Source organism: Rhodococcus erythropolis R138 (assembly GCF_000696675.2).
GTDB classification, from domain to species: Bacteria; Actinomycetota; Actinomycetes; order Mycobacteriales; family Mycobacteriaceae; genus Rhodococcus_F; species Rhodococcus_F erythropolis.
This window is the reverse complement of record NZ_CP007255.1, coordinates 249906-275939: the sequence shown is the minus strand read 5'-3', so window position 1 is coordinate 275939 and position 26034 is coordinate 249906. Positions and strand designations below refer to the sequence as shown.

15 protein-coding genes are annotated in these 26034 nt (G+C 61.9%); 14 read left to right on the top strand and 1 reads right to left on the bottom strand.

What is annotated here, in order from left to right; all coding sequences use genetic code 11:
* Nucleotides 1-89: 89 nt before the first annotated feature.
* The 7 genes from H351_RS01220 to H351_RS01190 all read left to right on the top strand — a co-directional run bounded on the left by H351_RS01220 (nucleotide 90) and on the right by H351_RS01190 (nucleotide 7141).
* Nucleotides 90-1064 (top strand): quinone oxidoreductase family protein, encoded by a 975-nt coding sequence (locus H351_RS01220; RefSeq protein ID WP_003943928.1) that lies wholly within the window; start codon nucleotides 90-92, stop codon nucleotides 1062-1064.
* Between the two features lie 30 nt (nucleotides 1065-1094).
* A complete protein-coding gene (locus tag H351_RS01215) occupies nucleotides 1095-1994 on the top strand; it encodes a TauD/TfdA dioxygenase family protein (protein WP_029254285.1) in 900 nt (299 codons plus the stop codon).
* Between the two features lie 51 nt (nucleotides 1995-2045).
* Complete coding sequence (locus tag H351_RS01210) at nucleotides 2046-3098, top strand: beta-keto acid cleavage family enzyme (protein ID WP_003943988.1); 1053 nt, start codon at nucleotides 2046-2048, stop codon at nucleotides 3096-3098.
* Between the two features lie 96 nt (nucleotides 3099-3194).
* The gene (locus H351_RS01205; RefSeq protein WP_021332896.1) at nucleotides 3195-4556 is read left to right on the top strand and encodes an MFS transporter; all 1362 of its coding nucleotides are present in this window, start codon (nucleotides 3195-3197) and stop codon (nucleotides 4554-4556) included.
* Entirely contained in the window at nucleotides 4556-5179 is a 624-nt protein-coding gene (locus H351_RS01200; RefSeq protein ID WP_029254286.1) for an RBBP9/YdeN family alpha/beta hydrolase, read from the top strand. Before H351_RS01205 ends, H351_RS01200 begins: the two co-directional genes overlap by 1 nt.
* Nucleotides 5172-6761, top strand: coding sequence for a long-chain-fatty-acid--CoA ligase (locus H351_RS01195; protein ID WP_029254287.1), 1590 nt, complete (start codon nucleotides 5172-5174; stop codon nucleotides 6759-6761). The genes H351_RS01200 and H351_RS01195 overlap by 8 nt, the downstream gene beginning before the upstream one ends.
* A gap of 8 nt (nucleotides 6762-6769) precedes the next feature.
* Complete coding sequence (locus H351_RS01190) at nucleotides 6770-7141, top strand: carboxymuconolactone decarboxylase family protein (protein WP_020905896.1); 372 nt, start codon at nucleotides 6770-6772, stop codon at nucleotides 7139-7141.
* Nucleotides 7142-7147: 6 nt separating this feature from the next.
* On the opposite strand, the gene H351_RS01185 is transcribed toward H351_RS01190, so the two are convergent.
* A complete protein-coding gene (locus tag H351_RS01185; protein WP_003943791.1) occupies nucleotides 7148-8461 on the bottom strand; it encodes an ammonium transporter in 1314 nt (437 codons plus the stop codon).
* 162 nt (nucleotides 8462-8623) lie between these two features.
* Here H351_RS01185 and H351_RS01180 point away from each other — a divergent pair, with 162 nt between their 5' ends.
* The 7 genes from H351_RS01180 (at nucleotide 8624) to H351_RS01150 (ending at nucleotide 26018) form a co-directional block, all read left to right on the top strand.
* The gene (locus H351_RS01180) at nucleotides 8624-10885 is read left to right on the top strand and encodes a DNA polymerase III subunit gamma and tau (protein ID WP_029254288.1); all 2262 of its coding nucleotides are present in this window, start codon (nucleotides 8624-8626) and stop codon (nucleotides 10883-10885) included.
* Nucleotides 10886-11562: 677 nt separating this feature from the next.
* Complete coding sequence (locus H351_RS01175) at nucleotides 11563-17682, top strand: type I polyketide synthase (RefSeq protein ID WP_029254289.1); 6120 nt, start codon at nucleotides 11563-11565, stop codon at nucleotides 17680-17682.
* A complete protein-coding gene (locus H351_RS01170) occupies nucleotides 17679-19265 on the top strand; it encodes a hypothetical protein (protein WP_021342624.1) in 1587 nt (528 codons plus the stop codon). The genes H351_RS01175 and H351_RS01170 overlap by 4 nt, the downstream gene beginning before the upstream one ends.
* A gap of 88 nt (nucleotides 19266-19353) precedes the next feature.
* Nucleotides 19354-21216, top strand: coding sequence for a multicopper oxidase domain-containing protein (locus H351_RS01165; protein WP_029254290.1), 1863 nt, complete (start codon nucleotides 19354-19356; stop codon nucleotides 21214-21216).
* A gap of 222 nt (nucleotides 21217-21438) precedes the next feature.
* A complete protein-coding gene (locus H351_RS01160; RefSeq protein WP_003943886.1) occupies nucleotides 21439-22653 on the top strand; it encodes an acetyl-CoA C-acetyltransferase in 1215 nt (404 codons plus the stop codon).
* 45 nt (nucleotides 22654-22698) lie between these two features.
* Nucleotides 22699-24840, top strand: a complete 2142-nt coding sequence (locus H351_RS01155) for a 3-hydroxyacyl-CoA dehydrogenase NAD-binding domain-containing protein (protein ID WP_003943799.1) — start codon at nucleotides 22699-22701, stop codon at nucleotides 24838-24840.
* A gap of 140 nt (nucleotides 24841-24980) precedes the next feature.
* Nucleotides 24981-26018: a type IV toxin-antitoxin system AbiEi family antitoxin domain-containing protein gene (locus tag H351_RS01150; RefSeq protein ID WP_024487818.1), complete on the top strand. Its 1038-nt coding sequence runs from the start codon at nucleotides 24981-24983 to the stop codon at nucleotides 26016-26018.
* The last annotated feature ends 16 nt before the right edge of the window (nucleotides 26019-26034 follow it).

Here is a 26034-nt window from a genome sequence, read left to right as displayed (position 1 = left end):
AGTCGAGCACCGACTTCTGGAAGTTGTTGCGTACGAATACAGCTCGACCGTAATCGAGTCGAGCCCGCCCACAGAATTGGAGAGCATTGATGGCAAACGCCATTCGGTTCCACGAGATCGGCACACCGTCCGTCATGCGTTGGGAAGAGATCGAGGTAGGACGACCCGGTGCCGGAGAGGTTCGGGTTCGTCATGAAGCGGTGGGGTTGAACTTCGCCGACACCTACTTTCGAAGTGGCCTCTATCCTGCGCAATTGCCTGCCGGGATGGGCGTTGAGGGCGCCGGTGTGGTCGAAGAGATCGGCGAGGGAGTAGTCGATTTTGCAGTGGGGGACCGTGTGACCTACACCGGCAGTCCGCTGGGTGCGTACGCCACCGAGCGGATCATGGCGTCGTCCGACCTGATCGCGCTACCCGACGGCATTGCCTTCGACACCGCGGCCGCCATGACCATGCGAGGACTGACTGCCGCCTACCTTCTGCGTCGCATCTACCCGTTGAAAGCGGGAGACACCGTGTTGCTGCATGCTGCGGCGGGCGGGGTTGGACTGATCTTCACCCAGTGGGCAAAACTGTTGGGAATCAAAGTGATCGGAACGGTGTCGAGCGACGAGAAGGCGAGCGTTGCCCGAGCTCACGGGTGCGATGAAGTCGTCATCTACACCCGCGAGGACGTCGTAGCGCGTGTCAAGGAGATCACCGGGGGCGTCGGCGTGCCGGTTGTCTACGACAGTATCGGGCAATCCACGTTCGACATCTCTCTCGATTGCCTTGCCAGGCGCGGGCTGCTGGTGTGCTTCGGAACGGCGTCCGGGCCGACTCCGCCGATTCAGGCAATGCAGTTGGCCGTCAAGGGATCTCTCTTCCTCACACGTCCGGCACTTGCCGATTACATCGCGGATCCCGAGGAACGTGCCGAATTGGCGGGCGAACTGTTCTCACACGTCGAATCCGGGCGAATCAAGATCGAGATCAACCAGCGATACCCCCTCGAAGATGCGGTGCGTGCGCACCACGACATGGAGTCCGGTCGCAGTATCGGTTCCTCCGTCTTCTCCGTCTGAACCGAAACAGCACTTCCCAGAGGAATTGTCATGACCAACACCGCAACGTTGACAGAAAACCTTCCCTCGTCGACCAGCATGATCCACGTCGAGAAATTGACCTGTTCGATCGGGGCAGAGTTGTCCGGGGTGGATCTTGGCGAGGTCGCGCGAGATGCTGCACTCTTTGCCCAGATCAAGGCATTGCTGCTCGAACACAAGGTTCTGTTCTTTCGCGACCAGAACTTCTCCAAAGCCGAGCACGTAGAGCTTGCCCAGCGATTCGGTGAGCTCGAGGATCATCCGGCCCTGGGCAGCGACCCCGACCACCCGGGCCTGGTCCGCATCTACAAAGACCTGGACAGCCCGCCGGAGCATTTCGAGAATGCGTATCACTGCGACGCCACCTGGCGCGTGAACCCGCCCATGGGATGTGTATTGCGTTGTGTGGAAACACCTCCGGTCGGCGGCGACACGATTTGGGTGAACATGGCACTCGCCTACGAGAATCTGCCGGCGCGGGTCAAGGAGCAGATCAAGGATCTGCGTGCCAGGCACAGTATCGAGTCGACCTTCGGCGCTCGGATGCCGATCGATCAGCGGCACCAGCTGAAGGAACGCTTTCCTGACGCCGAACATCCCGTGGTACGAACACATCCGGAGACCGGCGAGAAGATTCTCTTCGTCAATTCGTTCGCCACACACCTCGTGAACTATCACACGCCCGAGAACGTCCGCTACGGAATCGATTACGCCCCCGGTGCCGGAAACCTGCTCACCTACCTGGCCAGTCAGGCCCAGATTCCCGAGTATCAGGTTCGGTGGCGCTGGACCGAGAACAGCGTCGCGATCTGGGACAACCGGTCGACACAGCATTACGCGGTGCAGGACTACTGGCCCGCGGTTCGAAAGATGGAGCGCGCCGGAATCATCGGCGACGCACCGTTCTGATCTCTCTTCCCAGCCCCGAAGATAATTCATTCACTCGATCGGAGTCACACTATGCATTTCCACGACGATTCACTGTTCCCCGAAACCCAGGACAAGCTTGTCATCACCGTTGCTCCCTACGGACCGGAGTGGGAGCCGGACGATTTTGCGGAAGACCTCCCGTTGTCGATGGACGAGCACGTCCAGCAAGCCGTCGACTGCTTCAACGCCGGTGCCACCGTTCTCCACATCCACGTGCGTGAACTCGACGGCAAGGGCTCGAAGCGACTGTCGAAGTTCAACGAGCTTCTCGGCCGCTTGCGTGAGGCCGTTCCCGAGATGATTCTGCAGGTCGGCGGCTCGATTTCGTTTGCCCCGGAGGGGGAAGGCGCCGATGCGAAGTGGTTGTCCGACGACGTGCGTCACATGCTGGCGGAATTGGAGCCGGCTCCCGACCAGGTGACGATCGCGATCAACACCAGCCAGATGAACATCATGGAACTGATGACCGACGACGACATCGCGGGTACGTCGATGCAACGTCCGGAATTGGCCGATACGTATCGGGAAATGACCGTGCCCGCCGGTCCGGAGTGGGTGGCAGAGCACCTGCGCCGGTTGCAGGCCGCCGGAATCCAGCCGCATTTCCAGTTGTCCAGTATTCCGCAGCTCGAAACGGTGGAGCGGTTGATCCGACGCGGCATCTACACGGGTCCGGTCAACCTCACGTGGGTCGCAATCGGCGGCGGCTTCGACGGCCCCAACCCGTACAACATGATGAACTTCGTCCAGCGTGTTCCCGACGGTGCGTGCCTGACGCTGGAAACGCTGATGCGTAGCGTCCTGCCGGTGAACACGATGGCCATCGCGATGGGCTTGCACGCTCGTTGCGGCAACGAGGACACCATCTGGGGCCGCAAGGGCGAGAAGATGACGTCGGTGCAGCAGATCGAGCAGTTGGTGCGCATTGCAGGCGAATTGGGCCGCGAGGTGGCTACCGCGAAGGAAGCTCGGGACATCTACCGGATCGGTGAGACGTATGCCGACACCGACGAGACGTTGGCGAAGCTGGGTTACGCGCCCAACCGCCGGATCGGCCAGCTGGGATTCACGCAGCACGCCTGAGTTCGCACCCTCTCGTACAACAGTTCCGGGGGTACGAACCGCGACGGTTCGTACCCCCGAATCCCCCCGTCTACCTCGAGTACTTCTAGGAGAGTCATGGGACTGCAAGCTCCCGCCACGCCACGTGTGGACACCGCGCTCGGAATCGGCGGACGACGAAAGTTATACCCGTGGATCGTTTTCGCCCTGGCTTTCGGTCTTCTGCTCTCGGACTACATGTCGAGGCAGGTGCTCAGTGCAGTCTTCCCGATCCTGAAAGCGGACTGGGATCTCTCCGATTCGCACCTCGCCTCCCTGAGCAGCGTGGTGGCATTGATGGTCGGGCTGTTGACGTTCCCGTTGTCGCTGCTCGCGGACCGCTGGGGCCGCGTCAAGAGCTTGATCTTGATGGCGGTGTTGTGGAGTGTCGCGACGTTGCTGTGCGCAATCGCTCAGACTTACGAACAGATGTTGGGCGCCCGATTCTTGGTAGGTGTCGGTGAAGCGGCGTACGGCAGCGTGGGTATCGCCGTGGTCCTCAGTGTGTTTGCGCCCCGCGTGCACGCAGCTCTTGCCGGTGCCTTCATGGCCGGTGGATCGTTCGGTTCGGTCATCGGTGTGGCAATCGGTGGGTTCATCGCAGTCCAGTTCAGTTGGCGGTGGTCTTTTGCCGCCATGGCGATCTTCGGTCTGATTCTGGTTGCGCTGTTCCGTGCCCTCGTCACCGAGAAGAAGCTCACCGCTTACGCCGTCGAGGCAGCGCCGGATGCCGCCGGGGAAGCGGTGAGACACGACGGTTTTCGTGCGCCGGTGTCCTCGCTGTTCACCAATCCCGCCGTGTTGTTCGCCTACATCGGTGGTGGTCTCCAGATGTTCACCGCCGCTGTACTTCTGGCGTGGTTGCCGAGCTTCTTCAATCGCTACTACGATTTGGCCCCGGACAAGGCCGGCGTCACGGCTTCCGTGTTCGTCCTCCTGGTCGGAAGTGGGATGGTGGTGTGCGGGTTCATCACAGATAGATTCAGCCGCGACGATTCGGCGCGGAAATGGACCACCGCCATCGTCTACTGCGCCATCTCGTTGGTGACGCTGAGTATCGGGCTCCGGTTGGATACGGGGACAGCGCAACTCGTATTGCTCGGTATCGGTGCATTCTTCTCCGCCGGTTCGTCGGGGCCGACGGCAGCTATGGTCGCGAACCTTACCCATCACTCGATTCGAGCGTCGGCCATGGGAACGCTCACCGTTGCCAACAACCTTCTTGGGCTGGCGCTCGGTCCCTTCGTGGTCGGCATCCTCGCCGATCACCTGGGTCTTCTCGGCGCTCTACAGCTTTCGCCCTTCGTCTATGTCGTCGCGGCCCTCGCGTTGGTAGCCGGCAAGCGTGCCTATCCCGCCGGGATGAGGCGGCTGGCGACGTTGCAGAATCGGCCCGAGATCCCCGGCGCCACTGAAGTAGCAGAAGTTCGGAGTTCCTGATGGATGAATCACCTACGGTAGTAATAGTTCCCGGTCTGCGCGATCATGTCGAGGATCATTGGCAGACTCACCTCGCGCGCAGACTCGGCAACGTTCTGACGGTTCCTCCCCTCGAGACCGACAAGCTCAGTCGCGATGCCAGGGTTGCGGCATTGGACGAGGTGTTGACAAGTGTTTCCAGCCCGGTGGTCCTGGTCGCGCACAGCGCCGGAGTCATGACAGTTGCCCACTGGGCGAGGGCGCATCATCGAGATGTTGCCGGCGCACTTCTGGTCACGCCGGCGGATCTCGAACTTCCTCTACCCGAGTCCTATCCGTCTCTCGAGGAGCTCGATCGGAACGGGTGGCTACCGATACCGCGTCAGCGTCTGCCTTTTCCGAGCACGGTCGCGGCGAGTCGGAACGATCCGCTCGCCGGGTATCGCCGAGTTGTGGGTTTGGCTGAAGGATGGGGGAGTCGGTTGCTGGATCTGGGTGAGGTCGGACATCTCAATCCGGCGTCCGGATACGGGTATTGGCCGCGGGCGGAATCATTGGTGTGGGAACTGCTCGAGTCGGTGTCGCACGCCGCCTCGTCTCGTACCACGGATTCCGAGTCGCAGGAGGAACACAGTCATGCTTGATCTTGCTGCTCTGCTGGAAGATTCGGCCCGGCGATACCCGGAACGGGATGCGCTGGTTCTCGGAGAAGCGAGGCTGACGTATGCGCAGTTCGACGCCTACGCGAATCGCATCGCCCATCTGCTCGTCTCGCGGGGTGTCGAGCCAGGTGACAAGGTGGCGTTGTCCTGCCCGAACGTTCTCGAGTTCCCGATCGTCTACTACGGCATTCTCAAGGCCGGTGGCGTCGTCGTTCCTCTGAACATCCTGCTCAAGGGGCGCGAAATTGCCTATCACCTGGCTGATTCGGAAGCGAAGCTGTACTTCTGTTTCGAGGGAAGTCCCGAATTACCGATCGCCGAGTACGCCATCGCCGGGTTCGAGCAGAGCGAGACCTGTTCGGCCCTGATCGTGATCAGCACCGAGCCGGGTGCACCGTCGTCGACCCTCGGAGTCGAGACTCTAGGCGAAGCACTGGCATCCGTGTCCGGCACGGAAACGCCTGCAGCCGCGGTTGTTCGTGAACCGACGGACACCGCGGTCATTCTCTACACCAGCGGCACGACCGGAAAGCCCAAGGGCGCCGAACTCACTCACTGCAACATGGTCTTGAATGCACTGTCGACCAACCGGTTGTTCGAGAGCGTTCCGTCCATGCATGAGCGTTATCTCCTGACTTTGCCGTTGTTCCACTCGTTCGGCCAGACAGTGACCATGAATGCGGGAATCTGCGTCGGTGCCACTTTGGTGTTGATGCCGCGCTTCGATGCGACCGCGGCACTCGAGATCATGGAACGCGAAAAGATCTCGGTCTTCGCGGGCGTCCCGACCATGTATTGGGGACTGCTCGGCGTGCTGGAGGAGGTAGTGAAATCCGGGGTGGATATCGAGACCGTTGCACAGAACATGCGGTGCGCGATCTCCGGTGGTGCAGCGCTTCCCGTCGAAATCTTGACACAGTTCAGGGAACGCTTCGGTGTTCAGATCCTCGAAGGGTACGGGTTGTCCGAGACCTCTCCGTTGGCCTTGTTCAGTGACCCGGAGAGCGACCCCCGGCCCGGTTCGATCGGCGTGCCGATCTGGGGCGTCGAAGCGCGGCTTGTCGATGACTCTTGGCGTACGATCACCGGCCCCGATGAAGTGGGTGAGTTGGCCATTCGCGGGCACAACGTCATGAAGGGCTATTTCAACCGACCCGAGGCGACGGCGGAAGTCATGTGCGACGGATGGTTTCGCACCGGGGATCTGGCACGGGTCGATACCGACGGAAATTACTACATCGTCGACCGCGCGAAGGACATGATCGTGCGGGGCGGATTCAACGTCTACCCACGCGAAATCGAAGAGGTTCTGCTCACCCATTCAGCCGTCTCACTCGTCGCTGTCGTCGGGGTGCCGGACACGAGCCTCGGCGAAGAAGTTGTCGCATTCGTGATCCGAGAGCCGAGTGAAGAGATCTCCGAATCGGATCTCGTGGAATGGTCGCGGGAACAGATGGCCGCCTACAAATATCCGCGCCGCATCGAGTTCGTGCCGTCGCTGCCGATGACGGCAACCGGAAAGATTCTCAAACGTGAACTGAATCAAGCATTTTCGATTGTCTGAGGAGATCGATGACTGACGTTCGAGCAAGTGAAGCTTTTCCCGTGACCCAGGCTATGAAGGATTCGGGTGGCTGGAATCCGTTGTGGGACGGACTTTCGGAGCTGGATCCCGAGTGGACCGAGCTGTACATGAAGACAGCAATGCAGCCCTGGAACAGCGGGGTGCTGTCACCTCAGGTGATCCAGTTGCTGTGCATAGCCGTCGATGCGGCGAGCACACACATGTACGCACCCGGCGTACGACGCCATATTCGCGCTGCACTCGACATGGGAGTGACCCCGAAGGAGATTCTCGAGGTGCTGAAACTGACCACCGTCGTCGGGATTCACTCCTGCAATGTCGGCGTTCCGATCCTGATGGAGGAAATCGCAAACCGGTGACGGCGGTCAGTCCCGCTCGCGGTTCTCCCGTTCCTCACGCTGACGCTGGAGGAACGGGCTCGGGTTCTGTCCGCCGATCGGACCGTGGCCGAGGACTCCGTGCTCGTAGGCGGACTCCGCGTGCAGGGCAACGTCGATTCCGCGGGCCTCGTCTTCACGCGAAATACGGAAGCCGAAGGTCTTGTCGATGAGCTTTCCGAGACCGTAGGTCACACCGAAGGCATAGAGCGCGACCACGACGACACCGACGAACTGCTTGCCCAGCTGCGCGAATCCACCGCCGAAGAACAAACCTTCCGGACCGCCCGTCATCACGGCCGTCGCGAGGAGTCCGATCAGCAACGAGCCGACGATTCCGCCGACGAGGTGCACGCCGACGACGTCGAGGGAGTCGTCGTAGCCGAGCTTGTGCTTCCATCCCACGGCGTACGAGCAGACGATGCCCGCGATCAGACCGATGACGAGCGCACCGAACATGTTCACCGTTCCGCACGACGGGGTGATCGCGACCAGACCGGCGACGACGCCCGAAGCTGCGCCGAACGTCGTGGGGTGTCCGTCACGGTTCTGCTCGACGAACAGCCAGCCGAGTAGTCCGGTACAGCCGGCGACGAGTGTGTTGAGGAAGATCTGCGAGGCCATACCGTCGGCCGCAAGGGCCGACCCGGCGTTGAATCCGAACCAACCGAACCAGAGCAGACCGACGCCGAGCAGGACGAACGGCAGATTGTGCGGACGCATCGACTCGGCCTTGAAACCCATCCGCTGGCCGAGGACCAGTGCCAATGCCAGGCCTGACGCTCCGGACACGATTTCGACCACGAGGCCACCGGCGTAGTCGAGTGCGCCCATCTGGGCGAGCCATCCCTGCGGATTCCACACCCAGTGAGCGACGGGGACATAGACGAGCAAGGACCAGATGGGGACGAAGATCATCCAGGCGGAGAACTTCGCGCGGTCGGCGATCGCACCACTGATGAGTGCTGCAGTAAGGATTGCGAACGTCAATTGGAAGGTTGCGAACAACACTTCCGGGACATTCCCGTGCACGGTCGACGGGTCGATGCCCGCCATGCCGATGTGTTCGAGTCCGCCGATGATGCCACCGTGATCGTCGCCGAACACGAGGCTGTAGCCCACGAACAACCACGCGACCGTGACGAGTGCGATGGAGACGAAGCTCATCATGATCATGTTGAGCACGCCGGTCGAGCGGACCATGCCGCCGTAGAAGAGCGCGAGTCCTGGCGTCATCAGAAGTACGAGTGCAGTACTGACGAGCAACCAGGCAGTTGCTCCGGCATCGATGGTGGCGGGCACAGTTTTCTCCTCACGCATGCGGACCAGCCCGCGTGCACGGAACCCACGATGGGTGCGTGCGGTTTCCTCCGCACTGCGATTGTGTTGCGAACATGTTTCGGGAGAAGTCGGCGTTGCACCCGCACCGGATCACCTGTCGTGGGTCGCCGGTAGTCTTTGCGCGTGGCCCTGTACCGGAAGTATCGACCCGCGTCCTTCGCCGAGGTGGTGGGGCAGGAGCATGTCACCGCACCGCTCAGCACGGCCCTCGACACCGGACGCATCAACCATGCCTATCTGTTTTCCGGCCCGCGCGGCTGTGGAAAGACGTCGTCGGCGCGAATCCTGGCGCGTTCGCTGAACTGTGAGCAGGGACCGACGTCGACGCCGTGCGATGTATGCGACTCGTGCGTTTCGCTTGGCCCGGGCGGCACAGGCAACCTGGACGTGACGGAACTCGACGCCGCAAGTCACGGTGGCGTCGACGACACCCGAGAACTCCGAGACAAGGCGTTCCACGCCCCCGCCGCTTCTCGCTACCGCGTCTTCATCATCGACGAGGCACACATGGTGACGGCGGCGGGCTTCAACGCGCTGCTCAAGATCGTCGAAGAGCCGCCGGAGCACCTCATCTTCATCTTTGCGACGACGGAACCGGAAAAGGTTCTCCCGACCATCCGTTCTCGTACACACCACTACCCGTTCCGCCTGTTGGCGCCGTCGACCATGCGCGGACTCCTGGAAAAGATCTGCGCCCAGGAAGGCGTACCGGTCGAGCCTGCTGTTTATCCCCTGGTCATCAAGGCTGGCGGCGGTTCGCCTCGCGACTCGTTGAGTGTCCTCGATCAGTTGCTCGCGGGAGCCGGCGAAGAAGGTGTCACGTATCCGCGGGCGCTCTCTCTTCTCGGAGTCACCGACGTCGCGCTCATCGACGAAGCAGTAGACGCCCTGTCTGCCAGTGACGGAGCCGCCTTGTTCGGCACTGTCGATCGGGTGATGGACGCCGGTCACGATCCACGCCGATTCGCGCTCGATCTCCTCGAACGTCTACGCGATCTCATTTTGATGCAGGCAGTCTCCGATGCCAGCGAACGAGGGTTGGTCGATGCGCCGGAGGCCGAGCTGGTCACGATGCGTGAACAGATTCAGCGAGTCGGCCCGGCCACGCTCACCCGTTTCGCCGAAACCGTCCACGCTGGTCTCAGTGAAATGCGTGGGGCGACGGCGCCGCGGCTGCTGCTCGAAGTGATGTGCGCGAGAATGCTGCTTCCTTCGGCCTCCGACACCGAGTCGGCTGTGTTGCAGCGGCTCGAGCGCCTGGAACAAGGTCTTCCGGCTGCCGGAGTCGCGGCTGCCGCTGCCCCTCGCGCGGCAGCAACGCCGGCACCGACTGTGCCGCCGCTCGAACCGGAGATTGCTTCCAAGTTCCAACGGCCCTCCCAACGCAAGGCCGAGCCTGAGGCACGGCCGGAACCAGCCGCCCCGGCTCCGGCGGCGCCGCCGGTCGTCGAGGCTCCGGTCGTCGAGGCTCCTGTCGTCGAACCTCCGGTAGCGGCAGCTCCCGTGGTCGAGCCTCCCACCGTCGAGATCGTGGAACCGCCGGTTGCGGAAGCTCCAGTGGTTGAAGCTCCGGTGGTTGAAGCACCAGTGGTTGAAGCTCCGGTTGCCGAAGCTCCAATAGTTGAAGCTCCTGTGGTTGAACCACCGGCTCCTGCTCCGGTCGAAGCGGAAGAGCTGATCGGCCTTGCCGAGCCGGAACCCGACTACGAGCCCGAGCCCGAGTACGAGGAGCCGGCGGCTGCAGAAGCTGCGCCGGTCTCGGCGGGCCCCACAGTCGAGACCCTCCGTGAATCGTGGAACACCTTGCGCAACAAGGTCGGTGAACGAAACAAGGTTCTTCCGGCCATGCTGTCCGCTGCGACGGTTCACGACGTGCGTGGACATGTTGTGGTCATCGCTCACGGCTCGCCGGTCCTGGGTGCTCGTGTGACGCAACCGCACAACGCGGCGGTCATCTGCGAGGTCCTTGCCGAGATGTTCGGTGGCACTTGGCAAGTCGAGTACCAAGAAGGTGCGCCCACAGCGCCGGCAGCATCGAGCGCACCCAAGGCGACAGAAGCTGCGAGCCGCCCGGCCGCTGCGCCCCGCTTCTCGCGCCCCAGTCAGGAGCGTGCAGCGCAGCAGCCCAAGGCCCCGCAGCCCCAGCGCGGAGATTCGGACGACATTCCGCCGCCTGAGGCCCCCGACTATCCGGAAGACCCTGGACCGGCCCCTGCTCCTGAGGTCGACTACGAGGCAACTCCTCCGCCTGCAACGCCGGAGGACGAGGACGAGATGTTCGCGGAGGCGGCTGAGCCCGCTGATCCGACTGCCAGACGTGATCCCGAGGACGTTGCAAAGGAACTCCTCAAGGACGTCCTCGGGGCACGCCGCCTCGAAAGCTGAGTTGCCGACTCGGTCCGTGCGCGTGAAACGGCTGTCGGAATGCCGCGGCACCACTGTGTGATCGAATTGTTATAAGTGCCGTTCCTTTTGTGTGCGCACGTGTCGAAAGGGCACCGGCTCGGCCCGGCAAAGCTGAATTGTGTGTGGCCGGTTTGCTGGCACATTCGTTCGCTCAATTCCGGTGTAACGAAACATCGATTCGGACGATGGTCGCCGAAGAATATCTGGAATTTCTCGTTGTCTGATCGATATTCGCGTGCTGTTGCTAATTCTCGGTGTGCCACGAATGTTCAGATTGATAGTTGTCGGATGTTTGTTTTGCGGTGATCGACCAATTTGGGACATTCGGCGAATTGGCCACATATTCGGCATTGCGGCATTTCGGTGCGCACTCAACTGAGCATTTGCCGATCTCGAGAAAACGGTGGCCTTGAAACCGGTGTCCGGTACGGATGTTCAAACCACTGCTTGACCGGCGACGAAGCAAATAAGTAACTCCGAGTTACAGCTAACTATCGATTGCTGTCAAATTGCTGACACATGTTCACGGAGCTGAACGACCTTTGTTATTTGTTTATGCCTTGAGGTGAATCTGCGTTTTACACACGGCTGAACGCGTGGTTAGTCTTCGGTCGATTGAGTCTCCCGTGGATGCGCGCGAAAATAGGAAGTGTAAGATGACTGAAGATTCAACTAATCCCGCGATCGCGATAGTCGGGATGAGCATGTGGTCTCCCGGTGCCCATGATCTGCAAGGATTTTGGGAGAACGTCCTCGCGCGACGGATGCAATTCCGAAAGTTTCCCGAGTCGCGGATGTCGCTCGACGACTACTGGAGCGCGAGCCCTGACGACGTCGACAAGACATACGCCGACCGCGGCGCGTTCATGGACGGTTTCGAATTCGACTGGGTCGGTCGCCGGATACCGGAGCGAACCTTCAAGTCGACAGATCTCACACACTGGTTGGCGCTGGAAACAGCACTCGGGGCTTTGACGGACGCGGGCTACAGCCGAGGATCGGTGCCAACTGGACGCAGCGCCGCAATCGTCGGCAACTCCCTCACCGGTGAAGAATCCCGGATGTGGTCGATGCGTTTGCGTTGGCCTTACGTCAAGCGCGCACTCGCTGTGGCAGCCGAAGCGCGCCAGTTGGACAGTTCCGTCGCCGATGCTCTCGCCGAGACGATGGAAGAGGTCTACAAAGGCCCGTTGGTGGAGCCGAGTGAAGACACTCTGGCCGGCATGTTGTCGAATACGATCGCCGGCCGTATCTGCAATTACCTCGACTTCAACGGCGGCGGGTACGTCGTGGACGGTGCGTGCGCGTCCGGAATGCTCGCGGTGGCGACTGCAGCCGAAAAGCTGGCGTCCGGCGCGGCCGACTTCGTATTGGCAGGTGGAGTCGACGTCAGCCTGGATCCTTTGGAACTGGTGGGATTCGCCCGTTTGGGTGCACTGACACGCGGCGACATGAACGTGTACGACGCAAGCCGAAGCGGATTCATCCCGGGTGAAGGTTGCGGATTCGTGGCCTTGAAACGACTCGAGGACGCCAGGGCGGACGGCGACTACGTGTACGCGACGATTCGCGGCTGGGGCATCTCTACCGATGGCAAGGGTGGAATTACCAAGCCCCGCGCCGAAACTCAGGCCGAAATGATCCGTCGCGCATACTCGGGAGCGGGATTCGCGGCCAGCGAGGTTGCCTTTGTCGAAGGACACGGAACTGGTACTCCCGTCGGGGACCCTGTCGAATTGGCCGGCGTCCAGCAGGCCGCGCAGACGGACGGACCAGTCGAGGCTCGTAGCATCGGCATGACCTCACTGAAGTCGCTGATCGGGCACACGAAGGCGGCGTCGGGCATCCTTGCGCTGATCAAGGCGACCATGGCCGTCAATCAACGAATCCTTCCGCCGCTCGCCGGTTGCACCGACCCGAACCCGGCGTTCGGAACCGAAGCACCGGCACTCTTTCCGCTTGTCAACGGCGAGATCAGAGATCCGTCGGAGAAGATGCGTGCCGGTGCGCAAGCCATGGGTTTCGGCGGTATCAACTGCCACGTCGCGATCGAATCGGCTGATGCACCGTCCAGCAAGCTGACACCCTCGCAAGACGTCCGCACGATGATGGCGTCGTATCAGGACACCGAGGTATTTGTACTCTCTGCAGATTCCGCGGTGGACTTGGCGACCCGAGCGCGGGATGTTGCAGATCTGGCGGTTCCGTTGAGTGTTGCGGAGCTGCTGGACTTTTCGGCGAAACTCTCGCGAGTGATCTCGCCGACCGCGCCCTTCCGTGCCGCAGTGGTGGCCGGACGTCCCGCGCAGTTGGCCGAACGCATGCGTCAGCTTGCCGTGATCTGCGAGAACTCCGCTCCAGCTTCCGGCCAGGTCAAGGTGGTGAGCAACGAGATCTCGATCTCTAACAGCGTCCGCCACGACATCGGATTCCTGTTCCCTGGACAGGGATCCCAACAACTCGAGATGGCTCGCGTGCTGATCGAGCGCTTCGAGTGGGCGCGCGAACTGGCGACCAAGGCGGACGGCTGGTTGGAGGGAGTTGGAGCGGAGGCGATCACGCCGCGGATTCTGCGGAACCCGGTCAAGAGCGCTGACGCTGCGGAATTGGCGAAGTGGAAGCGGGACCTCGCCCAGACACAGTTCACCCAGCCCGCCGTCGCCTTGGCGTCGCTGCTCTGGTTCGAGTACCTCCGCCGATTGGGTGTCACACCCAGTGCTGTCGCCGGCCACAGTCTCGGGGAGTTGACTGCGCTCTACGCGGCCGGAGCTTACGACCAGAAGACGCTGATCACCTTGGCTGCGGCGAAGGGCGCGGCCATGGCTGTCAGTGGTGGTGGAAACGGCGCAATGGCGAGCCTGACCTGCGACCGATCGACGGCTGAGGCGATCATCGCGGAGGCAAAGGGTTACGCGACCGTCGCGAATCTGAATACGCCCACGCAGAGTGTGGTTTCGGGTACCAAAGACGCGGTCGACGATGTGGTTGCCATCGCGAAGACGCGCGGAGTGTCGGCTCAGGCGCTTGCCGTGTCGAATGCTTTCCACTCCGAGATGATGAACGAGGCCGAACGGGAGCTGAAGTCCACTGCGCCCGTTGAGGAGCAAGTCGATTCGTTGACTTGCCCCGTGTATTCCTGTGTCGAAGGGGAACGCGTACAGACGCCACTGGCACTTCGCGAATTGGTCACCAAACAGGTTGTCTCACCGGTTGACTGGGTCAAGACGGTAAGTGGGATCTCGCAGGAAGTGGACCTGCTCGTCGAGGTCGGACCCGGCCGTGTGCTGACCGGGCTCACCAAGGCGATCAATGGGACCGACGGCGTGCGCTGCTTCCCCGTTGCGTCCAAGTCCGGACGCGACGAGGACTTCAACGTCGCACTGGCCGCGATGTACGTACACGGCGCTCAGGTCCGCTGGAACGAACTTTTCGACGGCCGGTTCGTGCGCGAATTCGTTCCTGCCGATCAGAAGGTATTCATCGAGAACCTGGCCGAGGCGAAGCTGACGGTTACCTCTGCTCCCGAACCGCTCGCACTTGGTACGTCCGGCGGGGATCCGGCTGCGGCGCTGGCCGATTACCTGAGCCGACGCGGGACCTTCCTCGTCGACGTCATTCGCGCGGATGTAGGCAGTGGAGCGACTTCTCCGTCTTCTCCATCTGTTCCATCTGCTCCGACTTCGCGGGCAGTCACCAACGGCCACGAATCTGTAGCAGCGAAAGCTCCTTCGCCGGTTTCGGCTCCGGTAGTCGAAGAGCCGGCTGTCGCGGGCGCTGGGTCCGTGGAAAGTGAGCTGATCAGGATCCTCGCCGATACGACGGGATTCCCCGCCGAGTCGATCACGACGGATCTGCGTCTGCTCGATGATCTGAATCTCGACTCGATCAGTGCGGCAGAGGCTATTTCGAAGGTTGCACATCAGTTCGAGGTTGTCGACCTCGACCCTGCCGAGTTGGCCAACGCCACCATCGGAGAAGCAGCATCGCTGATCCTTGCGGCATCACCGCATCCCGGTTCTGCCGTTCCAGCAGCGAGTTCGGCGCAGTCGGACGTGTCGCGAATACTGCTCGAGGTAATCGCGGAGGACACCGGATTTCCGGTGGAGTCTCTCGACGTCGATCTCCACCTTCTGGACGACCTGAACATGGACTCGATCAAGGCCGCCGATGCAATCGCGACGGTGGCAACACGATTGGGTGTTCAGGGTGACCTGGATCCGGCCGAACTCGTCAACGTCAGCCTGGGTGAACTGATCGAAGTGCTCGATCGGTCCGCGAAGGAGAAGTCGGGGCAGCAGCAGCCGGCTGCGCGGGCGCTGCCGGCGAAGGCAAAGGGTATATCAGCCGACAGCTTCACCTGGGTTCGCGATTACACCCTGGAAAAGGTTCGGAGCGAGACAGCGTTGCACGGAGTCCGAGACCTCACGGACACGACGTTTGTCGTCATCGGTGACGACGCCGGTTTGGTCGGAAGGTTGGAATCCGAACTTCGAGGTCGTGGCGCTCAGGTCGACATTCGCACATTCTCCGACAGCACTACTGCGAATGCACACCACGTGGTTGCCGTAATGCCGCGCGTGACCGATGATTCCGTCACCGAAAGCGGCTTGCGCCGTGGGATCGAACACATGTACAAGATAGTTCCGGCGCAGCAAAGTGGAGGCGCGCGAACCACATTGGCAGTGGTTCAGTTCACCGATGTCGAGTTGAGCAATCCAGCGCCGGTGCCGAGTGTGGCGGCTTTCACCGCTTCGGTGCATCACGAGCGTCCCGAACTGGATGTGCGCGTCATAGGATTCGACGGCTCGACTGCGGACGCGGAGGTAGCAGCCACTGTCGTCTCCGAGTTGGATTCGGTTGCACCCTATGTGTTCGCGACTTACGACGCCGAGATGGGACGCACGGCACTGCAACCGCGGGTTCTCGCCTCCAACGACTACACCGTCCGCGAAAGCGGATTGGGAAGTTCGGATGTCGTGGTCGTGACCGGTGGCGCGAAAGGCATCATGGCCCAATGTGCTCTGGCCCTCGGTCGAAAGACCGGCGCCGAACTGGTGCTGATCGGAAGCTCTCAGCGACAAGCGGGCGACGAAATCGCCTCCACTCTTGCGGACTTCACGTCTGCCGGTTTGAGCGCTCACTACTATCGCTGCAACGTCACGGATGCCGCGGCGGTGGCCGGCGTCGTCGCCCAGATCGAGGTCGAGGTGGGGCCGATCACCGGGTTTGTCCACGGTGCGGGGGCAAATGTTCCGCGGCGGTTCGAGAGAGTCGACAGCGCTGCGGCTTTCAAGGAGGTTGCACCTAAGGTCCTGGGCGCAGCCAACTTCGTCGAAGCGCTCGCTGATCGTGACTTGAAGCTGTTCGTGGGCTTCTCTTCCATCATCGGATTCACAGGTATGCCCGGAAACAGCTGGTATGCATACGGAAACGAGCTTCTCGACGAAATGGTGGTGCGGTATGCCGCCGGGCACCCGAAGACTCGGACGTTCTCGCTCGCGTACAGCGTGTGGGGAGAGACCGGAATGGGCGCCCGCATGGGCAGTGTCAACCACCTCGCGAAGATGGGTGTCATGCCGATTTCGACGGCTGCGGGAGTGGATCATTTCCTTCGCCTGGTCGACAGCGGACCCGAGGCGAGTCGTATCGTCGTGACCAGTCGACTCGGCGGTCTCGACACCTGGGCGCCTGCAGCACCGGCTCTGCCGGCGGTGTCGCGCTACATCGACCAAGTGGTGACATTCGAGCCTCAAGTAGAACTGGTGACCCGGACGACGTTGTCCACCTCGGCGGATCCCTTTGTCCTCGATCATGTCTGGAAGGGATCGGCGCTGCTTCCGACGGTGTTCGGACTCGAGGCGATGTCGCAGGCGGCGGCGTATGTCACGGGACGCGTGACCCTGGGTCGCGTCCGCATCGACGACATCAAACTGGATCGACCGATCGTCGTCGACACGGTCGAGGGCACCAGAGTCGAGATCAAGGCAAGCGTCGTGGAGCAGGATCGTGATGCCGCAGGAACGCGGGTGCATGTCACGATCGGCACCGAACGGACCGGGTACGGGCGGCCCCATTTCTCGGCCGACTTCATCTTCGGGCTGGACGAATCACTGCCGGAGTTCGAGAAGGAGTTGCCGCGACCGGTGCTCGACATCGATCCGTTGGACGACCTCTACTCGTGGTTGCTGTTCCAGGAGGGCGATTTCCGCCGACTCGAAGAGATCTCGAGCCTCGATTCCGAGCACATTCTCTTCAGTGCTATTTCGCGAGCCGACCGTAAGCAGCACCTCCTCGGTGATCCGTATTTCCTCGATTCCCTGCTCCAATCGGGCCAGATCATGGTTCCGCGGGAGATCTGCCTTCCGGTCAACATTGCGCGAATCGACATGTACGACGGACGATTCGAGGCTCGTTCGTTCACCGCGTACGCCTACGACAAGGTGCAGACAGAGACCCACATGCAAGCTGACGTGGCGGTGGTGAAGGACGGACGAGTGGTGATGCAGCTCGAGGGATATCGCTCCCAGATTCTCTCCCACGACGAAAGCCGTCCTACGGCTGAGGAAATCGCGGATCCGACTGCGCGCGACGCACAGATCATTCTCGACAAGCTCGCGCAACACAGCCGGGCGTTGGGAGTGAAGAGCCCGCGGGTTGTGGTCGCGCACACCCCGGGGATTCACGAGTTGACCAAGTCGGAACGCCACGAGCAGGAGAAACCGATCGCCGAGGCGGCCGTGAACATTCATCTCGATGAGGATGTGGTGATCAAATGAGTAATGCCTTTGCCATCGAATGGCAGGAAACCGGAAAGCCCGTCGTTGTCGGTGATATTCCGCCCTCTGTGGATGTCTCGCTCTCGCACGACGGCAGCAAGTCACTCAGTTCGGCCGGCGACTGGCCTCAGGGGTGTGACATCGAACCGATTCGCTCCCGAACCGTCGTGCAGTGGAAGGCGCTTCTGGGTTCGGCGCGGATTCCGCTGCTCGACGAGTTGATCGCAGGCGGCGAATCACTCGATCGTGCGGGAACCAGGCTGTGGGCGGCGGCCGAGGCGATCCGAAAGGCCACAGGGCAGATGTCGGTTTCTCTGGCGATGGGCGCCAGGGAGGACGACGCAGTGACCTTCCGCGGCGGCGTCGAGGGAAGCGTGGTGGTTCTGACTTTTCCGGCTCTGTTGACGGACAACGAGGAGCGGATTCTCGCTTTTGTGACCGATGAGGCGGATGCCGAAGAGCGTGTTTCGGACGAGGCGGATGCGGAAGAACCGGCGCAGGGCCCGGCACCACAGTTCGACTCCGGCCCGTTGTCGGCGAAGTCTCTCGCGCAGTTCGATCCGATGGCCTACGGCTCCGACGTGCATGTGGTGGCCCGGAGCGGCTATCCGGCGGTGTCGATCCGGTTCCCCGTCGGGTTCCGGGACGCGTGCAACGTCGGTGGATCAGTGGGGTTCGCGAGCTTCGCGCTGTGGTTGGGCGCTTTGCGAGAGAGGGGAACCGGACCGATCTCGAAGCAGATCGTGGAGGACATGGCGACGGGCCGTTGGGGCATGGTGACCAACAACTCCGAGGTGTTCATCGATGCGAACCTGTACACCGACGACATTGTCGAGGGGACGATCTGGATCACCGAGCTCACCGGTCCGGATCGGGCAACCACCAATCTGCATGTCGAATGGTGCCGGGTCGACGGCGAGACGCGCACTCACATCGGGTGGAGTGCGATGCAGACGACGTGGGTGGAAATCCTCTCCCACGGTGTGGTGGCGGCACGGCCGATGCCGCAGTACTTCCACGATTTCATCGAGCCGATGACGATTCCGACGGGGGCGAAGAACGTCGCTGTCCCCACACAACCGAAGGACGTCGATCGTGGTTCCTTGATCCGCTCGGCTCCGATGGTGCCGCGCAATCCGTACCTGCTCGAATCCGAGGTGTTCTCGACGACGATGCAGGACGGAAACGTCGTGGGCAACATCTACTTCGGTAACTATTACATCTGGCAGTCGAGGGTTCGGGACAAGTTCCTCGCCCGTTCTCAGCGTGAGGCCATGGCGGCCAGAGGCGCTCTCGGGGAACTGCGTTGTGTGCACACCAGAGTTGAGCATCTGCGCGAGGTCATGCCGTTCGACGACGTCCTGGTCACGATGTCCTTGACTGCCCTCTACGAGAGGGGGATCGACCTCGAGTTCGAGTACTTCAAGGTCAATCAGGACGGATCACGGGAGAAGCTCGCGATCGCTCGGCACAGAACTGTCTGGACGATGCCGGGCGCTCCGGGAGAACTGGAAATCTCTCCGCCGTCGAAACTTCCGCAGTCACTGATCGATTCGGTGCTGGAGGCGATCGACGGAAAGTAGACGGGGGATTTTCCGAGATCGAAGTGGAGAGACGGGTTGCGTTTTCCTTGCCGGAGAACGCAACCCGTTTCGATGGGGAGGGGTATGTATGGGTATCGGGGTTTCGAGAAGGTCGGTTCTGAAGGGGTCGGCAGTCGGCACGGTGGCGGTTGCATTGGGTACAAAGGCAAGTGCTGTTCCAACCGGGAGCGCGGACATCGAGTCGCCGTTGATTTTTCATTCGCCGGAGTTCGAGCCGTTTTGTGACCAACTACCCTCGTTGTCGACGCTTTCCGGAAACGAGATCACGCTGACAGCGCAAGTGGGGCAACATGCCTTTCATCGGGACTTTCCATCGTCCCCGGCACTGTCGTACCGCAGCGGAGAGATCGGTGGCGGTTATCTGGGCCCGACCGTCGAGGCGCATTCCGGCGAGCCGATCATGTTGACGTTCGAGAACGATCTGACCGGACATCCGTTGGCAGCGGACATGGATATGACGCTGCACGGAATGCAGGCCGACTTTCGTGCGAACCCGCCGACGTCGTTGCACTTGCACGGTGGAGTCACTTCACCTGAGAGCGACGGCCACCCGGAACTGCTGGTGATGCCGGGACAGGCTGCGATGCATCACTTTTCGCACGGTCAGGAAGCCGCCCACCTCTGGTATCACGATCACGCGATGGGCATCACCCGGCTCAACGTCTACGCCGGTCTGATCGGCAACTATCTGATCAGGGATGAATTCGACACCGGCAAACTGGGAAATCCGTTGGGGTTGCCGGCCGAGGAATTCGAGATCCCGTTGATCCTGCAGGAGAAGATCTTCACGCCGACAGGCGCCCAGAACGGCCGATCCACCATCTTGATCCCGGAAGGATCGTGGGAAGGCGGCGCGGTGGGCGACGTTGGCTTGGTCAACGGCAAGGTGTGGCCGGAACTGTCTGTGGCTCGGGGCCTTTACCGCTTCCGCATCGTCAATGCGTCGTCGGCAAGTGTGTGGAATCTTCACTTCTCGAACATGATGACGTTCTGGGTCATCGGCAACGACGCCGGAATGCTCGACGCACCCGTCGCGGTCAATGCCTTCCGCTGCGCACCGGGGGAGCGGTACGACCTCCTCGTCGATTTCACCGGACTGTCGGAGGGTTCGACGGTGGAGCTTCGCAACGACGAGGCGCCCCCGCTACCCGCCGCTGTCATCGGTGAAGTGACGATGCCGCTGTTCTGCCGGTTCCGCGGCGACTCCAGGCGCGGATTCACCGGTGGTGTTCCGTCGCAACTGCGCGGTGGGCGCCGACAACGTGACGTTCTCGCCCCGTTGGAGCAGCCGACGGTAATTCGCACGGTGACAGTGAGCCAGCAACTGGAACTGCGGAATCCACCGGCTCAGATGACGCTGAACAACCTGACGTTCAGCACCACGGACGTCGAGAGGCCGCGGCAAGGCACCGTCGAGCAGTGGAACATCGTCAACACCACGCCGGACCCGCATCCGATACACCTGCACCTGGTGAATTTCCGGATTCTCGGCAGGACACCGATGCGGACGCTGGAGTACTTGATCCGCCATCCGCAGCCGGTGATCGGCAACAAGTGGACTCCGTCGCCCGACGGGTTCGAGGCGGGGCCGATGATCGCGCCGGCGCCGTGGGAAGCGGGGATGAAGGACACCGTCAGGGTGGACGGCGGCACTGTCACCCGGATCATCGTGCGATTCCCCACCGAGGATGAGCTGGGTTTCGATCCCGACGCGATGTTCGATCGTCTTCCGAGCGCTGTGATGATGGGCGGTGGGATGACGGGCGGTGATCAGGCGCATCAGGGAAACGGGCACCACGGTATGAGTAACCACGGCATGAGCAACCACGACGCGAGTAACACCGGTCGGCTCCAGGGATACGTGTGGCATTGCCATCTACTCGATCACGAAGATCACGACATGATGTTGCCGTATCGCATCGTGCCGTGAGTGCTTCCGGGGGCGCTCTCGAAATGAACCGAAGCGGGCAGGCGTTCGCGCACCGGATCACCTCGGTCACCTAGCAGGATCGCTTCGGTCCTTCCCATGAATTTGGAACACGTTCTACAGTGAAAGGGCTGAGGTCTGTACCTCGGCCATGCGCCACCACCGAAGGCGGCGCGGACGATCTGCAGACCGGTTCGACGAATTACACGGAAGGAACACCTCACAGTGACCACAGAGGCATTCATTTATGAAGCCATCCGTACCCCGCGAGGCCGCGGCAAGAAGACCGGGTCGTTGCACTCGGTCAAGCCGATCTCGCTGGTCACGGGTCTGATCCAGGAACTGCGCGTGCGCTTTCCCGACCTCGACGAGGATCGGATCTCCGACCTCATCCTGGGCGTCGTCACCCCCGTTGGCGATCAGGGAATGGACATCGCCCGCGTTGCAGTCAACGATGCGGGACTGCCGGACACCGTCGGCGGCGTTCAGCTCAACCGTTTCTGCGCTTCCGGCCTCGAAGCCGTCAACATGGCAGCTCAGAAGGTTCGGTCCGGCTGGGACGAACTGGTGATCGCCGGTGGCGTCGAGTCGATGTCCCGCGTTCCGATGGGATCCGACGGTGGACCGTGGGCGCTCGACCCCGCCACCAACTACGACAACTACTTCGTGCCGCAGGGCGTCGGCGCAGACCTCATCGCCACCATCGAGGGCTTCTCGCGTGACGACGTCGATGCATACGCCGTGCGCTCGCAGGACCTCGCCGCCAAGGCGTGGACCGGCGGATACTTCGCCAAGTCGGTAGTGCCGGTCAAGGACATCAACGGCATCACCATCCTCGACAACGACGAGCACATGCGTCCGGGCACCACGGCCGAGAACCTTGCCGGCCTGGCTTCCGCGTTCGGTGTGATCGGTGAAATCGGCGGATTCGACGCCGTATCGCTGCAGAAGTACCACTGGGTCGAGAAGATCAACCACGTTCACCACGGCGGCAACAGCTCGGGAATCGTCGACGGCGCTGCCCTCGTGCTCGTCGGTAGCGAGCAGGCCGGCAAGGACATGGGTCTGACGCCGCGCGCTCGCGTCGTCGCCACCGCCACCAGCGGCGCCGACTCCACCATCATGCTCACCGGCCCGACGCCGGCGTCGAAGAAGGTTCTGGCAGCTGCCGGCCTGACGGTCGACGACATCGACCTCTTCGAGATCAACGAGGCATTCGCTTCCGTCGTCCTGAAGTTCCAGAAGGACCTGAACATCCCGGACGAGAAGCTCAACGTCAACGGTGGCGCGATCGCCATGGGTCACCCGCTCGGTGCAACCGGCGCGATGATCACCGGAACGATGGTCGACGAGCTCGAGCGTCGTGGCGGCAAGCGCGCCCTCATCACCCTGTGCATCGGCGGCGGTATGGGCGTTGCCACCATCATCGAGCGCGTCTGACGCGGCGTCCGTCCTTCCAACGAGGCTTACCAGGAGTCAAGCAAAGTGACTGATCAGAACATCATCAACTGGGACCAGGACGCCGACGGCATCGTCGTGCTCACCATCAACGATCCCAACCAGGGCGCAAACACCATGAACGACGCGTACATCGCGTCGATGAAGGCCACCGTCGACCGCCTGGTCGCCGAGAAGGACTCCATCACCGGTGCCGTCATCACCTCAGGCAAGAAGACCTTCTTCGCCGGTGGCGACCTCAAGAACATGATCAAGGTCGGCCCCGAGCAGGCCGAGGAGATCTACAACCACAGCGTCGAGATCAAGGCAGACCTGCGTCGCCTCGAAACTCTCGGCAAGCCGGTAGTCGCCGCCATCAACGGCGCGGCGCTCGGCGGCGGCCTCGAGATCGCTCTCGCGACCCACCACCGCATCGCGGCAGACGTCAAGGGCGTCAAGATCGGCCTGCCCGAGGTCACCCTCGGCCTGCTGCCCGGCGGCGGCGGCGTCGTGCGCACCGTGCGGATGCTCGGTCTGCAGAACGCGCTCATGGGCGTCCTGCTCCAGGGGCAGCAGCGTGGACCCGTTCAGGCCAAGGAAGTCGGCCTCATCGACGAGGTCGTCGGCTCGGTAGAAGAACTGGTTCCGGCTGCGAAGGCATGGATCAAGGCCAACCCCGAAGGCGGCGTTCAGCCGTGGGATGTCAAGGGCTACAAGATCCCTGGCGGAACCCCGTCCACCCCGGCATTCGCTGCCAACCTTCCGGCGTTCCCCGCGAACCTGCGTAAGCAGCTCAAGGGTGCTCCGATGCCGGCTCCGCGCGCCATCATGGCCGCAGCCGTCGAAGGCTCGCAGGTCGACATCGACAACGCGCTCCTCATCGAGGCTCGCTACTTCACCTCGCTGGTGACCGGCCGCGTCGCGAAGAACATGATTCAGGCGTTCTTCTTCGACCTGCAGTCGATCAACGGCGGCGGTTCACGTCCGGCAGGCATCGAGAAGTCCACCATCAAGAAGGTCGGCGTCCTCGGCGCGGGCATGATGGGCGCGGGCATCGCGTACGTCTCCGCGAAGGCCGGCTTCGACGTCGTCCTCAAGGACGTCAGCATCGAGGCTGCCAACAAGGGCAAGGCGTACGCCGAAGGCATTGAGGCCAAGGCACTCTCGCGCGGCAAGACCACGCAGGAGAAGTCCGACGCACTCCTCGCCAAGATCACCCCGACGGCTGACCCGGCAGATTTCGCCGGCGTCGACTTCGTCATCGAAGCGGTCTTCGAGAGCCAGGAACTCAAGCACAAGGTGTTCCAGGAGATCGAGGACATCGTCGATCCCAAGGCACTGCTGGGCTCGAACACCTCGACGCTGCCCATCACGGGTCTCGCCACCGGCGTGAAGCGTCAGGAAGACTTCATCGGCATCCACTTCTTCTCGCCCGTCGACAAGATGCCGCTGGTGGAGATCATCCGCGGTGAGAAGACCTCCGACGAGACTCTGGCTCGCGTGTTCGACTATGTCCAGGCGATCCGCAAGACGCCGATCGTGGTCAACGACTCGCGTGGCTTCTTCACCTCGCGTGTCATCGGAACCTTCATCAACGAGGCCATCGGCATGCTTGCCGAGGGCGTCGAGCCTGCCACCATCGAGCAGGCCGGTATGCAGGCCGGTTACCCGGCTGCGCCGCTTCAGCTTTCGGATGAGCTCAACCTCACCCTCATGCAGAAGATCCGCAAGGAATCTGCCGACGCCGCCAAGGCCGAGGGCAAGGAACTGCCGGCAGATCCGGCCGGCGAGGTCATCAACACCCTCGTCGAGAAGTTCGATCGTAAGGGCAAGCTCGGTGGAGCCGGCTTCTACGATTACGCCGAGGGCAAGCGCACCGGCCTGTGGTCCGGACTCCGCGAGAACTTCAACTCCGGAACCTCCGATGCTCCGATCCAGGACCTCATCGACCGCATGCTGTTCATCGAGGCGATCGAGACGCAGAAGTGCTTCGACGAGAACGTCCTGATCACCACGGCGGACGCCAACATCGGCTCCATCATGGGCATCGGATTCCCGGCCTGGACCGGTGGCGTTCACCAGTTCATCGTCGGATACGAGGGCGGCACGGCCGGCTTCGTCGCTCGCGCAAAGGAACTCGCTGCGCAGTACGGCCCGCGGTTCACCCCGCCGGCTTCGCTAGGGGCATAGCCCCCGTGCGCCTTTTTGGTAGTTACGGCTACCAAAAAGGCGCACAGGGGTTTATCCCCAGCTTGTGCGTTATCCACAGACGAACTCCGACAGCGAATTTCACGTCAGTCCTGTCGGAGTTCGGCCTGACGCTTGGTGCCATGACTACGTCTCATGGTGGAAGCGAGTTTCTCCGGATTCTCGATGCGCAATCCGGTCTGGTACGGCAACAGCAACTCTCGTCATTCGGATACAACCGAGGGATGCTACGGAACTTTCTGGACCGCGGCGAATGGCAGCGTGTTCTACAAGGTGTATATGCAGTGACCGCTGGCCCGCTCACCAGAGAAATGATCCTGAACGCCGCTTGGCTCTACGGTGGCCCGCAAGCGATTCTGAGCCACGACACTGCAGCTGAGGAATGGGGAATGCGTCGCATCGACGCAGACAAGCCAGTCCATGTCACGGTGCCCTACGGCAAGTCCGCTCGCTGTCAGTCCGCGACAATCCGCCGAGTTCCAGCGCGAACGTCGGGTGCACTTGTCAGAGTGGGCGGCGTGGTTCACCCCGGGGTCGTCGTCCACCGATCCCGAGCTCACCGATACATCGGCGTGCCGTCAGTCATACCTCGAACGTCGCGGGCTGATACCGCGATTGATCTTGCGACCGCCGAATCCACAGCGCGAAGCGCCTACGTTTCACTCATCACCACAGTGACAAATGCGCGAATTCCGTTGAACGATGTGCGCCGTCGGATTGACGAACGAACACCACATCGATTCAAGGGTGCGCTTTCCGATGCGGTACGACTCCTGGCAGACGGGGTGCAGTCAACGCTCGAATACCACTATGCGGTCGACGTGGAGCAGGCGCACGGGTTGCCGTCGGCCAGACGCCAGTCACCGGTCCGCGTCGACGGCCGCACGCTGTACGAGGATTGCGATTACAGCGAGGTGGGTGTGCCGCTGATCGTGCGTCTCGACGGTCGGTGGGCGCATTCCATGGCCGAGGTGGCATTCCGTGATCGCCGTCGTGACAACGCGGCAGAACTGGCAGGTCGTCCGCGGTTGGTCTACGGATTCGACGAGGTGATGAAGACTCCGTGCCAGGTTGCACATGAAGTGGAGACGGTCTTGCGGCGCGGAGGCTGGGTGAGGACGCAGTCGGGTGCCTGCGGCACCTGTGCGCCTTTTTGGTAGTGCCGACTACCAAAAA

Excerpts from the sequence above, each read along its gene's own strand:
- H351_RS01200 (WP_029254286.1), top strand. The coding sequence starts at position 4,556 with ATGGATGAATCACCTACGGTAGTAATAGTTCCCGGTCTGCGCGATCAT.
- H351_RS01165 (WP_029254290.1), top strand. The coding sequence starts at position 19,354 with ATGGGTATCGGGGTTTCGAGAAGGTCGGTTCTGAAGGGGTCGGCAGTC.
- H351_RS01205 (WP_021332896.1), top strand. The coding sequence starts at position 3,195 with ATGGGACTGCAAGCTCCCGCCACGCCACGTGTGGACACCGCGCTCGGA.
- H351_RS01170 (WP_021342624.1), top strand. The coding sequence starts at position 17,679 with ATGAGTAATGCCTTTGCCATCGAATGGCAGGAAACCGGAAAGCCCGTC.
- H351_RS01190 (WP_020905896.1), top strand. The coding sequence starts at position 6,770 with ATGACTGACGTTCGAGCAAGTGAAGCTTTTCCCGTGACCCAGGCTATG.
- H351_RS01220 (WP_003943928.1), top strand. The coding sequence starts at position 90 with ATGGCAAACGCCATTCGGTTCCACGAGATCGGCACACCGTCCGTCATG.
- H351_RS01195 (WP_029254287.1), top strand. The coding sequence starts at position 5,172 with ATGCTTGATCTTGCTGCTCTGCTGGAAGATTCGGCCCGGCGATACCCG.
- H351_RS01150 (WP_024487818.1), top strand. The coding sequence starts at position 24,981 with ATGACTACGTCTCATGGTGGAAGCGAGTTTCTCCGGATTCTCGATGCG.
- H351_RS01175 (WP_029254289.1), top strand. The coding sequence starts at position 11,563 with ATGACTGAAGATTCAACTAATCCCGCGATCGCGATAGTCGGGATGAGC.
- H351_RS01210 (WP_003943988.1), top strand. The coding sequence starts at position 2,046 with ATGCATTTCCACGACGATTCACTGTTCCCCGAAACCCAGGACAAGCTT.
- H351_RS01215 (WP_029254285.1), top strand. The coding sequence starts at position 1,095 with ATGACCAACACCGCAACGTTGACAGAAAACCTTCCCTCGTCGACCAGC.